The following is an 11,748-nucleotide window of genomic DNA, read 5'->3' on the forward strand; positions in this document are numbered from 1 at the left end:
CGCGGGCGGCGTGCGGGGGTGGACAGGCGTGCGGCGGGAGCGTGTGCCGGGGGACACCGACCTGGGGGTAGGCCTTTGCGAGATGGCGTGGGGTTCGGCGTCGTGACAGGGCCCGGTGATAGTGTGCTGTCGCGTGGCCCTCCCGGATTTGCCCCTAGCCCAGGCGTTCATGACCGCCCGAGGAAGAACGGAGCCGGCTGGTGCCCTGCCCGTCCTCCAGGAGCGACTGGCGGCGGCGTGGGAGGCGGCCCGTCAGTCCTGGCCCGGGGTGGCGCTGGAGGGCCCGCGCTTCGCGGCGCACCTGGCCCGGCTGATCCCCGCCGAGGGCAACGAGGAGGCCTGGGGCAAGCTGCACATGACGGATGTGTACCTGGCGCGGGCGGCGGCGGACGGCCTGCCCACGGCGCTGGCCACCTTCGAGCAGCGCCTGATGCCGGAGGTGGACGCGGCGGTGTCCCGGCTGAAGTTGCCCGCCGCGGGCCTGGACGAGGTCCGCCAGTTGTTGCGGCAGCGGATGCTGGTGGGCAGCGCGGAGGCGCCAGCGCGGCTGGCCGCCTATCCGGGCACCGGGCCGCTGGCGGGTTGGGTGCGCGCGGCGGCGCTGTGGCTGGCGCTGGACTGGCAGCGGCAGCGTTCGGGGCAGGCGCAGTCGGAGGACGGGGACCTGTCGATGCTGGTGGCGCCGGGGGATGACCCGGAGCTGGCGTACCTGAAGCAGACGTACCGGGCGGAGTTCAGCGCGTCGTTCCAGGCGGCGCTGGCGGCCCTGTCGGCGCGGCAGCGCAACTTCCTCCGGTTGAAGTACCTGGACGGGCTGGGCATCGACCAGTTGGGGGCGCTGTACGGCGTGCACCGCTCCACGGCGGCGCGGTGGGTGGTGGGGGCGCAGGAGGAGTTGCTGGACGGGACGCGGCAGCGGCTGACGGAGCGCCTGCGGCTGACGCGCTCGCAGCTGGACAGCGTCCTGAGGCTCATCTCCAGCCAGTTGGACGTGAGCCTGAGTCGGTTGCTGCGCTCCCACTCCGAGTGACGCGGCGCGCGAGCCCCGCCCTGGAAGCCAGGGCCCCGAGAAACCGGGCAGGGTGGACGCGGCCAGTGCGTTAAAGAGGAGATGGGATGCGAACGCTCTTCATCGGGGATGTGCACGGCTGTTCCAGTGAGCTGGACGCGCTCCTGAAGGCGTGTGACTGGAGTCCGGCGGACCGGGTGGTGCTGGTGGGGGACCTGGTGGCGAAGGGGCCGGACTCGGCGGGGGTGGTGCGAAGGGCGAGGGAGTGCGGGTTCCGGGCGGTGAAGGGCAACCACGACGCGCACGTGCTGCGCTGGCATGCGGGCCGCGCGGCGAAGGGCAAGAAGCTCAAGCCGGAGCACCGGCAGGTGTTGGACACGCTGACGGCGGAGGACTGGGCGTACCTGGCGACGCTGCCCGCCTACGAGCACTTCCCGGAGCTGAACGTGGTCGCGGTGCACGCGGGCCTGGTGCCGGGGGTGCCCCTCTCCGAGCAGAAGGAGGAGTTCCTGCTGAACATGCGCAGCATCGCGGCGGACGGAACGCCGTCGAAGCGGCTGGAGGCGGGCGAGCCGTGGGGCAGCCTGTGGACGGGGCCGGAGCTGGTCGTCTTCGGGCACGACGCGATGCGCGGACTGCAGAAGCACCCGTTCGCGCTGGGGCTGGATTCAGGCTGCGTGTACGGCGGAAGGCTCACCGCGTATGTCCTGCCGGAGGGGAAGTTCTACTCCGTGACGGCGGCGCGCGCGTACATGGCGCTGTAGGGCACGGACGCTAGAGTCGGGCCACCTTTCATCGGGAGAAACGGATTGGTCCGCTCGATTCAAGGCATGGCTGTCGTTGTCGCTGCGTTGCTGCTCTCCGCGGGTCCAACCTATACGGTCACGCGTTATTCGGTGTCCGTCGACAAGGATGAGCTGCGCATGGCGGGGGTCTACTCGGACAAGAGCCAGGTAGAGATCTCCGCGAAGTTCCACGAGCTCGACTTCAGCTCGGTGGACGGCACCTGGAACCAGCGCGGTTTCACGGGCCCCAATCCCAGACATCTCCAGGGCGGATGACGCACCGGGCCACGCCCGTGGAGGAATCAGGGCCCGGCCAGACCGTGTGCGCTCCAAGTGTCTTCCGCACTTACCCGTAGCTCTGCCATATTCCGTGGAGGTCATCTTTTTCCGGAAGGGTTGCAACATGCTCCGCACCTCGTGCCTCGTCAGCGCCGTGCTCCTCGTGAGCGCCTGCCAGAAGCCCCCGGAGCCTTCCGCGACCGAGCCCATGCCCCCGGTGGCGGTAACGCCGGTGAAGGTGGCGCCGTTCTCCCTCTCCGTGCTCCAGGACGCGGCGCCCTCGGGCTGTACGTGGCTGCGCCTGGAGTCCGACGGAAGACGCAGGGACCTGGTCACGGTGGACGCGGCGTGTGAGGGGCTCCAGCTCGCCTGGAGCGCGGATGGCCAGCATGCGGCCGTGCGCGACCCGGGTGGCAGTGCCCGGGGGCCCGGGCGCGTGTGGACGGTGGACCTGACCTCGGGCCTGGCCTCCGCGCAGTTGCTGCCGGAAGACGGCCTGACGGGCGCGGTGGGCTTCGATTCGGTAGGCCGGCTGGTGGCGCTGGTGGCGCATACCGGGGACCTGGTGCGCCGCGAGGAGGGCTCGAAGGAGTTCTTCCTCTTCGAGGGCCGGCGCATCCCCGTCCCGGAGACAGAGGAAGGCGCGGGGCTGGCGCACGCGTTCCGCCTGGAAAACGGCGCGTGGAAGCGCATCGAGACCGTGGCCACGCGCGATGACGCGGACGCCGTGTTCGCGCTCACCACCGCGGAGATGCTGGTGTCCTCCACCGTGTCCGGGGATCCGGATGCGCTGGCGGTCCAGCCCCTGGACGAGGGCAGCCAGGAGGCCGCGCGGCTCGATGCCGTGGTGGCGCACCGGGGCCACGACGTGTTCGGCGGCTGGGCGCGCGTGGAGACCCGGAGCGGTCCGCTCTACTCCTGGCAGACGGCGGGCGAACTCACCACGCTGATGATGCCGGTGCGCTGGGAGGTGGATGACGGCCGCCTCGCCGAACCCCAGGGGCTGGCCCTGCCTGCCCGGAGCCCCGTGCATGCGATGGCGCGCGGAGACCTGCTGCTGCTCTCCGGCGCGACGCAGGCGCGCGTCTATGACCTGGGCTCCAAGCGGCTGGCCGCGTCCTTCGACGGCTTCCGGGACGCGCGCTTCTGGCCCGCCGCCAGCCCCCGGGTGCCCCACGGCGCCACCGCCGCCTCCGGGCTGCGGTAGGCGCCACGGGATTACGACCGAAGCTCAGTTCCCGCTGCCCGACATGCCCTTGAACGCCGCGAACATGATGGCCGCGTAGCCGCCGCCACAGAGGCAGCAGGAGAGCACCGGCGCCAGGAGCGCGCCCGCTCCGGCGGTGCCCCAGGTGGTGCGGTGCAGCGTCCGGTACGTCACCACGCGCAGGCCCATGGCCCAGAAGGGCGCGGAGTAGATGGCGACGAAGGGGATGAGGCCGACGATGTAGGGCGCCAGGGAGAGCGCGTGCGCGCGCAGCGTCACCGAGAAGCCGCGCTCCACGCCACCCATGCGCAGGATGAGGTGGTCCATGCCCGCGAGGATGAACGTCATGCCCGCGTTGAAGAACGGCATCGCCACCGTCCACGCCAGCATCCCCACCACCAGGAACAGCTTCGCGCTCTGGGAACCCATGGGGTTCTCCGCGGTGTTCGCCTCCGTGTCGGGCACGAACGCCATGATGCCGCCGAAGAGGACGACGTAGAGCAGGCCCGTCGTCACGAAGCCCGCCACCCCGGTCAGCAGCACGAAGATCATCGAGCTGCCCAACGACGCGTCGGGGTTGATGCCCTTGAGGGTCTCCGTGGGCCGCATCAACATGCCCACACACGTCTGCCAGAACGCCTTGAGCGTCCCCAGCTCCGCACGCCGGTCCCACGGCACCGTGCCCATGGGCGCGCGGTCGTGGCAGCTCGCGCACACCACGCCCTCGGGGCCCTGACGCAGGCAACTGGCGCAGGCGAACGCGCCGCAGCGGGGGCACGTGGCCACGCTCCGCCACTGCGGATGCACCGCGCAGACAGGTTCGGAGCTTCCAGGGGCCGGGGCCACCAGCAGCGACGCACCACACGCGCCACACGTCTGCGCACCGGGAACGAAGGGGGACTGACAAGAAGGGCAGGAAGGCGTCATCGCCGCGCATCCTCGCATGGCCCGGCCTGCGCCGAGCATGCGGCCTTCCGGGACGCACGCACCGCGCGGGCGGACCCGCGCTCACGTCAGAGATGGCCGGCCCTGAAACACGCCCGAGGCCAGGGCTCCTGGTGGGCCCCAGCTCGCCGCACGGCCCCTGCCCTACGGCTCCGGCGGAGCTTCCGGATCCACCGGCACCGAGGGAGACGTCGTCCCACTGGGAGCCTTGTCCGGCGCGCTTCCGGCGGGCGCCACGATGCCCGGCGGACGCGGAGCCCGGGCCTCCTGTGCCGCCCGGACCTGCCGCGCCCGCTTCGCCTGCCCCAGCGCCACCTTCGCCGCGCCCGGGTCACCCAGCGCCCGCTCGCGCTTGGCCAGCGCCTCCCACAACTCCGGCGCGTCGGGATGCAGCGTCACCGCCGTGCGCAACAAACCCCTCGCCACCTTCGGCGAGCGCGTGTCCAGGAGCCTTCGCAGGAAGCCCGCGGGCGACAGCACCAGCGACCCCTCCGGCGTCTCGAACGCCTCGCGCACGTGCGGGCCGGCTTCCGCCTCCCGGTCCGCTTCGAGCAACCCCACCGCCTGCGCCAGGTGCGCATCCATCGACTCCGGATGCAGCTCCGTCGCGCGCTCCAGCCAGCGCATGCGGTCCGTCGGCTTGCGCTTCGCCCGGTCCGCCAGCGTCAGCAGCTCATCCGTGTAGTCCGGCCGCACCGAGGGCGCGCGCGCCGCCGCCTCCTTCAGCGAGGGCCACAGCCGTTCGGGGTCCTTCACGTCTTCCAGCCGCGAGCGCCGCAGCGTGGGCACCTCCGCGCGCTTCCACCCCGCGACGAAGCGGGCCACGTCGTCCCGCACGCCCTTGCTGAAGCGCTCCGTCTCCGGGCACTTCAGGGTTTCACACGCGGCCAGGTAGTCCGCGAAGAAGGCCGCCGAGCCCTGCGTCCGGTACGAGCGCAGCCGCTCCACGCCCAGCACCTTCTCCACCGTGGCCGCCATGTGCGCGCCCACGCGGATGAACAGGGATTCGCCCCGGGGCTCGTGCGCGCCGCGGATCCGCTCCATCGCGCCCCGCGTGTCGCGCGCGATGGTGGCCCGCTCGAACAGCGCCGTGACCTTCGCGAACGCACCCGGCAGGTCCGTCTCCGGCGGCAGCGTGCCGGGTCCTCGCGTGGCCCAGTCGTGGTACGCGAGCCCGTAGCTCGCCAGCCGCCCCATGCCCTCGTACGCCACCGCGTCCACGGGGTCCGTGAAGTGGCCACCCCGGGCCGGCGCGCCTTCGTCCAGCACCGTCTCCATCAAGCGCAGGGACAGCCGGCGCAGCCGCTTCGCCTCGTCCTCCACGTTGGTGGCCAGCGCGATGGCCGTGTCCTCCGCCGGCAGCAACACCAGCAGCGTCGTCGTCTCCGGCTGCCCGCCCGCGTGCGCCACGATGTAGTGGCCCCGGAGCGGATAGGTCGCGAAGCCCATGCCGTAGTCGGTGATGCGCCCGTCGCGCGTCACCATCGTCGCCTGCATGCGCCCCATCGTCTCGCGCGTCACCAGCGCGTCATCCAGCACCGCGCGCGCGAAGCCCAGCAGGTCCTCCACCGACGCGCGCGTGCCTCCGCCCGCGAAGCGGCTGGTGACATCCAGGAAGCGCGACGGCTTCAGCGTGCTGCCCGCCACGCGGTAGCCCACCGCCTGCTCCGCGTCGCGGGTGCTCAGCTCGTCCAGGTCCGCGTGGGACATGTGCGCGGGACCGAAGACGTGGTCGCGCAGGTACTCGCGGTAGGACTTGCCCGACGCCGTCTCCACCGCCGCGCCCAGCAGGTTGAAGCCCCACGTCGTGTACAGGTAGCGCGTGCCCGGCTCCGACGAGAGCGGACGTTCGGCGAACAGACCGATGGCCTCGCGCGTCGACACCGGCTTCGTATTGTTGCCCGCGCTCGGGCTGTCGTAGGTGGGCACTCCGCCCAGGTGCCCCAACAACTGCCGCACCGTCACCGGCCACTGCTTCACCGGGTACTCGGGCACCAGCGTGCGGATGTCCGCGTCCAGGTCCAGCTTGCCCGCCTGCGCGAGCTGCAACACCGCCACCGCCGTGAAGGACTTGGTGATGGATGCCATGCGGTACGTGGTGCGCACCGTGGCCGGCAGCTTCTTGCCCAGGTCGCGGTAGCCGAAGCCACGCATCCACCGCTGGCCCCCCCGCATCACGCCCACCGACAGCCCCGCCGTCGGTCCCTGCTTCAGGTCCGCGCGCACCAGCGCGTCCAACGCCCGCTCCACCTCCGGCGGGAACTCCGTCGCCACCTTCGCGCCCGTCTCCGACGCGGGCGCGACGACCTTCGCGCCCGTCTCCGACGCGGGCGCGGCGACCTTCGCGCTGGACTCCGACGCGGGCGCCTTCGCCTCGGCGGGCGCCTGGGCGGGAACCGCCAGCGAGGGCGACGCGACGAACAGCCACAGCGCGACGAATGCACGCCTCATCGCACGTCCTCCGCGGTCCGACCGCTTCCATCCCCGGGCCACGGCGGGGCCTCCTCGCGCGAGGACGTGAGCGGCGGCGCCAGCTCCGCGCCCTGCGCCACCCAGCCCTTGAGCAACGCGTCCGAGACCAGCTGCCCCAGCAGGTCCAATCCCTGCCCGCGCGGGTGCACCAGGTCGTCGTGCATGAACCCCGCCTGATTGAAGCGCGCGAGCGAACCCGCGCCGCCCATCGCGGCGAACAGGTTGAAGAACCCGCAGCCTTCGGCGAGAGCCACCTCGCGCTCGGCGGTGATGGCGGACTCCAGGAACGGGCGCTGCACCAGGGGCTTGCCCTCGACGTGCCCGTCCTGCACCGCGTCCATCGGGCCGACCACCAGACACGCGCTGTCCGGCGATACGGCGCGGGTGCGGCGCAGCAGGGCCGTCAGGTCGCGGCGCACGGTGTCCAGGTCGGTGCGCTTCCACTCCAGGCGCTTGGACTCGTTGCCGCCCAGGAAGAAGAGCAACAGCTTCGGATCTCGCTGCGCGACCTGCGCCTTCAGCGCGTCCTCTTCAATCCGGGCGTACAGCGTGGCATCCGCGGACGGCACGCCGAGCATGTCCAGCACGATGCCGGGTCCGTCCTTCTCCAGCACCACACCCTGGACGACAGCGCCCTTGCCCTCGGCGGTGACGTCCAGCCACTTCGCGCCCACGGGCAGCTCGAAGGTCGTGGTGCGGCTGGCACCGTCACCCTGGGGCTCCGTGCGCGCCAGCACCGCGCCGTCCACGGACACGACGAGCCGGCCCGCGTCCTCCACGTCCTTCCACCACAGCGTCCCGCGCGGCTCGCCCTCCAGCTTGAAGCGCCCCCGGGCCCGGGCCACGGTGGCCACGTGGTACACGCCGGTGATGCCGAACGGGTGCGGTGGCGCGCGCAGCTCACCCAGCGTGCGCGGCTCCCAGCCATTGCTCACGGCGGCCGTGCGCGACCTTCCGCCGTACGGCGCCATGCGGTCCACCAGCAGCACGCCACGTCCCGCGCCACCAAAGCCGTGCACCAGTTCGTCGCGCACCACGTCCACGATGCGGTCCCCCGCGATGAGCGAGTTGCCGAACGCGGCGATGACCGTGGGCTCCTTCGTCGCATCCGCCGCGCCCGTGACCAGCCCATCCAACGCGGCGAAGAACGGCGTCAGCGCGGAGCGCACGCACCCGGTGCCGCCGGGTTCAAGGCACGGATCCTCCACCGCGCCCCCTGGCGTCATCAGCCGGTTTCCCAGCGAGCGCAGGCGCCGACCCCGCTCGGTGGTGGGCGGCAAGGCGCGGAACGAACCGCGGGGGGACGTCGTCCCGGTACGGTTCGCATCCAGGGAAGCCAGCACCGCCGACGACGCATCCATCGTCCGCGCGCGAGCACCGGGGAGGGTGGCCTCCCGCAACTGGGAAGCCTCGGGGCTCGCATCCACCGGACGTGCGGCCTCGGGGCTCGCATCCACCGGACGTGCGGCCTCGGGGCTCGCATCCACCGGACGCGCAGCGTCGAGCGAAGCACCCACCGGCGCTGCTGCCCTGCCGGGCGCATCCGTCGCGGACGCCCCAGCCACGCTCGGTGACGCCTGGGCGGACGCATCCGCCGGCCGAGCCACTTCGGCGGACGACGCGGACTCCGGACGCACGGGCGGCGACGCGGCGGACTTCTCCAGCGGCGTCGTGAGGGGGAAACGGTGAGAGGGTGTGCGGGACTCGCACCCGGGGAGCAGGGCACCCGCCAGGAGGGCGAGCAGCCACGCCCGCCCGCGCCCCCGCGAGACTTCGGGAACCGTCATGTGACCCCCGAGCGTAGACGAAAGCGGGGACCTGCGCATGTTCCCCACCTCCTGCTCGGTCGCCCCGCGGGCCACTTCGCCTGGGCGGGAGACCGGGGCATCCGTCCAGCACTGCACGCTGCAGGCAGCGGCGTCGCCTTGGAAGAACGGCAAGCTCGCCCCTGGTACGAATGCACCGTCAGGCCGCGAACATGCGCCCTTCACACAGCGCGGCGCGTCCCCAAATTATCCGCCGCGAACATGGGGAAGAACCGGCTGACAACATGGACGAAGCTCCACCGACGCTTTGGCGACCACGTGCGCAGCATGCGCACCCGTCGCGAGTTGACCCAGGAAGCGCTCGCCGAACGCAGTGACCTGTCCGTGGATGCCATCCGCCGCATCGAACGCGGCGGGTTCTCTCCGTCGCTCGACACGCTGGGCAAGCTGTCCGTGGGCCTGGAGGTGTCCCTCAAGACGCTCTTCCACTCCTTCGACATGGAACGCTCCGACGGCGTGGCGGAGATCTGCGACTACCTCGCGTCCCGCTCCGGGCCGGAAGTGAAGCTGGCCTGGCGCGTGCTCCAGGCCATGTTCGACAAGCCCTGAGCACACCCTCGGCTGCCGGTCGCACCCGGCAGATGTTCCCTGTCCCACCGGCCGCGACTGCCCTATGGGTCGGTCGCCATGAGCCGCGCCCCCCCCACCCTCCTCATCGTCGAGGACGACAGCGACCTGCGCGACGCGCTCGTGGAGATCCTCACCGCCGAAGGCTTCCACGCCGTCGCCACCGCCACCGGGGACGACGCGCTCGCGTGGATGGAAACCCACCCACCCCCGGCGCTGGTCATCCTGGACATGTGGACGCCGCGCAGGGACGGCTGGCTGCTGCTGGACTCGCTGCACCTGCGGCACACGCTGGCGGACGTGCCCGTCGTGGCCATCAGCGCTGGCGAGGAGAAGCACCCGGCCATCCGCGAGGTGCTCCAGAAGCCCTTCGACCGCGACCTGCTCGTCGCCTGCGTGCGCCGGTTCGTGCACGCCCTGCACTGAAGGGCGCGCGGCCCCGCGCGCTCAGGTTCCGCGCGTCACGTTGCCCAGCCGCCCCGCGACGGTGGGGTCCAACCGGAACGAATCGAAGAAGCGGTCCGCGTCCTTCGGCGGGCGCCCGTCCGGGTGCAGTAACAACTGCTGGTACAGGCGCGGGCCCACCATGAAGAAGCGTCCGCGCAGGCGGCGCGGGCCGGACAGGCCACCCACCTCCTGGCCCGGAAAGCCCCCGTCCATCTGGACCGGCTTCGCGGAGATGCCCGTGGCGCCCAGCGCCTCCAGCGCCCCCTGGCTGGCGCGGCTCACCACGTCGCGCGGGTCCACCTGGGCCACCGCCGCGGGCGGGAAGTCCGTGTAGGAGACGTAGTAGGCGGTGTCCTCCGCCGTGCGCGCGGCGATGAACGTGTGCAGCGTCACCTCGCCCACGTCCGTGGGCTGCACGCGCCGCTCCTCGGTGACGGGGCCGGGGAACGCCACGCTGAAGCCCCCTTCCGTGGACTGGACGACAGCGGGCGGCGCCTGCACGGGCTCGGCGGCGGCCTCGGGCGGCGCGGACTGCGTACGCCCCGCGCATCCCCCCAGCACCAGCAGGGCGGCGAGCGGGACGGCCCGGCGCGAAATCTTCATCATCCAGACGGCTCCTGACGTTGGTGCCGCAAGGTACGCCCTGCCCCGTCCGGGCGCATCCCTTTGCCGCCCCGAGCCTCCCGACGACGCGCGGCAGGCAACGGTTGCCCCCGCCCCTTCAGTGCACGGCGCCGGGGCCTTCGCTCGCGGAGGGTTCCTCTTCGTCGGAGGAGGCGGGCAGGCCCGGGGGGCCGGCGGACACCCGGGACAGGTGGACGCGGAACACGGAGCCCTGGCCGGGCTGGCTCTCCACCTCGATGCGGCCCCCATGCGCTTCGATGATCCGCCGCGACACCGACAGCCCCAACCCCACGCCCGGGGCGCGCTGCTTCGCGTTGCCCGCGCGCTGGAACGGGACGAAGAGCCCCTTGAGCTCTTCCGCCGACATGCCGATGCCCTGGTCGGACACCGCCACCACCACGTGGTGCGCATCCCCCAGCACGGACACCCGCACGCGGCTGCCCACCGGCGAATACTTGAGCGCGTTGCTCACCAGGTTGGTCAGCACCTGCTCCAGCCGCGCGGGGTCCGCCCGCACCAGCACCGCGGCGTCGGGCACCACCAGCTCCAGCGTGTGGCCGGGCTCGCTGGACTGGTACAGCTCCACCACCGAGCGCGCCAGCTCGCGCGTGTCGCGCACCTCCGGCTGGAGCTCCAGCTTGCCCGCCTCGATGCGCGTGGCGTCCAGCAGGTCTCCCACCATGCGGTCCAGCCGGGCCACCTGCCGGCGCACCAGCGCGAGCGTGCGCTGCATCCGCTCCAGGCTGACCTCCGCGCGGCCGGGCGACGCCAGCGCCGTGGACAGCTTCAGCGCGGACAGCGGGTTGCGCAGGTCGTGCGCCACGCCGGCCAGGAACGCCAGCTGCTGCTCCTGCTGGTGCGCCAGGCTGTCCGCCATCTCGTTGAAGGTGTGGGCCATGTCGCGGATCTCCAACGGCCCCTCCTCCGGCGCGCGCGCGTCCCGGTTGCGGCCCGTGCCGAAGGCGCGCATCGCCTGCTGGAGGTGCGCCACCGGACGCAGCGCGAAGCGCCGCAGCCAGAAGACCACCAGCACGAGCGTCGTCAGCAGCAACAGGCCCAGCACCAGTCCCAGCAGGTTGGCCGTTTCGCTCCAGCGGGCCGCGAGCACGCGCGCCTCCTGGGCCTGGTCCACGTTGATCTGGATGAGGCGCTCCAGCGAACGGAGCCCCGCGTCCAGCGTGGCCACCACCCGCGAGTCATACGGCGAGGAGGCCTGCTCCGTCTCCGACAGGCGCCGCTGCGCCCCCAGGTAGTCGGCCACGTCGCGCTCCGCCTCCGCCAGCACCTGGCGCTCCTCGTCGGTGGAGGCGTAGGCGTGCAGCTCATGGAGCTGGCGGTGCAGGTCCACTTCAATCTCCGCCGGGGAGCGTCCCCGGGCAGGGTCCGCCACCATGGGCGTGCCCGGCGACGAGATGAGCCGGGAATGGACGAGCAGATCCACCTCCAGCTCCTCCGCCTGCCGCACCCCTTCCACGGACTCACTCAGGGTGGAGGCCATGCGCTCCAGCGCGCTCGTCAGCACCACGAGCAGTGTGGCGGAGACCACGGTGAGCAGGACCAGCACACCCACCACGGTGGAGAAAAGGC

Annotated in this window: 11 protein-coding genes; 6 read left to right on the forward strand and 5 right to left on the reverse strand. The window is 72.2% G+C overall.

Annotated elements, in window-relative coordinates; translation table 11 throughout:
* The first annotated feature begins 169 nt into the window (after window positions 1-169).
* The 4 genes from OV208_RS36295 to OV208_RS36310 all read left to right on the forward strand — a co-directional run bounded on the left by OV208_RS36295 (window position 170) and on the right by OV208_RS36310 (window position 3,280).
* The gene (locus OV208_RS36295) at window positions 170-1,030 is read left to right on the forward strand and encodes a sigma-70 family RNA polymerase sigma factor (RefSeq protein ID WP_267578513.1); all 861 of its coding nucleotides are present in this window, start codon (window positions 170-172) and stop codon (window positions 1,028-1,030) included.
* Window positions 1,031-1,116: 86 nt separating this feature from the next.
* Window positions 1,117-1,773 carry a metallophosphoesterase gene (locus tag OV208_RS36300; RefSeq protein ID WP_267578514.1) on the forward strand — a complete coding sequence of 219 codons (657 nt, stop codon included), beginning with the start codon at window positions 1,117-1,119 and terminating at the stop codon, window positions 1,771-1,773.
* 66 nt (window positions 1,774-1,839) lie between these two features.
* A complete protein-coding gene (locus OV208_RS36305) occupies window positions 1,840-2,070 on the forward strand; it encodes a hypothetical protein (RefSeq protein WP_267578515.1) in 231 nt (76 codons plus the stop codon).
* Window positions 2,071-2,197: 127 nt separating this feature from the next.
* The gene (locus OV208_RS36310) at window positions 2,198-3,280 is read left to right on the forward strand and encodes a hypothetical protein (protein WP_267578516.1); all 1,083 of its coding nucleotides are present in this window, start codon (window positions 2,198-2,200) and stop codon (window positions 3,278-3,280) included.
* A gap of 24 nt (window positions 3,281-3,304) precedes the next feature.
* Here OV208_RS36310 and OV208_RS36315 read toward each other — a convergent pair whose 3' ends face one another.
* The 3 genes from OV208_RS36315 to OV208_RS36325 form a co-directional block, all read right to left on the reverse strand.
* Window positions 3,305-4,207 carry a zinc ribbon domain-containing protein gene (locus OV208_RS36315; RefSeq protein WP_267578517.1) on the reverse strand — a complete coding sequence of 301 codons (903 nt, stop codon included), beginning with the start codon at window positions 4,205-4,207 and terminating at the stop codon, window positions 3,305-3,307.
* Window positions 4,208-4,369: 162 nt separating this feature from the next.
* Window positions 4,370-6,676 carry a serine hydrolase domain-containing protein gene (locus OV208_RS36320; protein ID WP_267578518.1) on the reverse strand — a complete coding sequence of 769 codons (2,307 nt, stop codon included), beginning with the start codon at window positions 6,674-6,676 and terminating at the stop codon, window positions 4,370-4,372.
* Window positions 6,673-8,484: a GDSL-type esterase/lipase family protein gene (locus OV208_RS36325; RefSeq protein ID WP_267578519.1), complete on the reverse strand. Its 1,812-nt coding sequence runs from the start codon at window positions 8,482-8,484 to the stop codon at window positions 6,673-6,675. The genes OV208_RS36320 and OV208_RS36325 overlap by 4 nt, the downstream gene beginning before the upstream one ends.
* Before the next feature lie 240 nt (window positions 8,485-8,724).
* Here OV208_RS36325 and OV208_RS36330 point away from each other — a divergent pair, with 240 nt between their 5' ends.
* Both OV208_RS36330 and OV208_RS36335 read left to right on the forward strand, forming a co-directional pair.
* On the forward strand, window positions 8,725-9,072 hold the full coding sequence (locus OV208_RS36330; RefSeq protein ID WP_120543135.1) for a helix-turn-helix domain-containing protein: 348 nt from the start codon (window positions 8,725-8,727) through the stop codon (window positions 9,070-9,072).
* A gap of 78 nt (window positions 9,073-9,150) precedes the next feature.
* Entirely contained in the window at window positions 9,151-9,516 is a 366-nt protein-coding gene (locus OV208_RS36335) for a response regulator (RefSeq protein ID WP_267578520.1), read from the forward strand.
* A 21-nt stretch (window positions 9,517-9,537) separates the two neighbouring features.
* Here the strand turns inward: OV208_RS36335 and OV208_RS36340 are convergent, their stop codons facing one another.
* Window positions 9,538-10,143, reverse strand: coding sequence for a hypothetical protein (locus OV208_RS36340; protein ID WP_267578521.1), 606 nt, complete (start codon window positions 10,141-10,143; stop codon window positions 9,538-9,540).
* A gap of 115 nt (window positions 10,144-10,258) precedes the next feature.
* The coding region (locus OV208_RS36345; protein WP_324291447.1) for a HAMP domain-containing sensor histidine kinase at window positions 10,259-11,748 on the reverse strand (1,490 nt) is incomplete at its 5' end.

Source organism: Corallococcus sp. bb12-1 (assembly GCF_026626765.1).
Classification (GTDB): domain Bacteria; phylum Myxococcota; class Myxococcia; order Myxococcales; family Myxococcaceae; genus Corallococcus; species Corallococcus terminator.

Bases quoted from the DNA above. Each gene is read 5' to 3' on its own strand.
- OV208_RS36315 (WP_267578517.1), bottom strand. From the start codon at position 4,207: ATGACGCCTTCCTGCCCTTCTTGTCAGTCCCCCTTCGTTCCCGGTGCG.
- OV208_RS36320 (WP_267578518.1), bottom strand. From the start codon at position 6,676: ATGAGGCGTGCATTCGTCGCGCTGTGGCTGTTCGTCGCGTCGCCCTCG.
- OV208_RS36305 (WP_267578515.1), top strand. From the start codon at position 1,840: ATGGCTGTCGTTGTCGCTGCGTTGCTGCTCTCCGCGGGTCCAACCTAT.
- OV208_RS36325 (WP_267578519.1), bottom strand. From the start codon at position 8,484: ATGACGGTTCCCGAAGTCTCGCGGGGGCGCGGGCGGGCGTGGCTGCTC.
- OV208_RS36310 (WP_267578516.1), top strand. From the start codon at position 2,198: ATGCTCCGCACCTCGTGCCTCGTCAGCGCCGTGCTCCTCGTGAGCGCC.
- OV208_RS36295 (WP_267578513.1), top strand. From the start codon at position 170: ATGACCGCCCGAGGAAGAACGGAGCCGGCTGGTGCCCTGCCCGTCCTC.
- OV208_RS36335 (WP_267578520.1), top strand. From the start codon at position 9,151: ATGAGCCGCGCCCCCCCCACCCTCCTCATCGTCGAGGACGACAGCGAC.
- OV208_RS36330 (WP_120543135.1), top strand. From the start codon at position 8,725: ATGGGGAAGAACCGGCTGACAACATGGACGAAGCTCCACCGACGCTTT.
- OV208_RS36340 (WP_267578521.1), bottom strand. From the start codon at position 10,143: ATGATGAAGATTTCGCGCCGGGCCGTCCCGCTCGCCGCCCTGCTGGTG.
- OV208_RS36300 (WP_267578514.1), top strand. From the start codon at position 1,117: ATGCGAACGCTCTTCATCGGGGATGTGCACGGCTGTTCCAGTGAGCTG.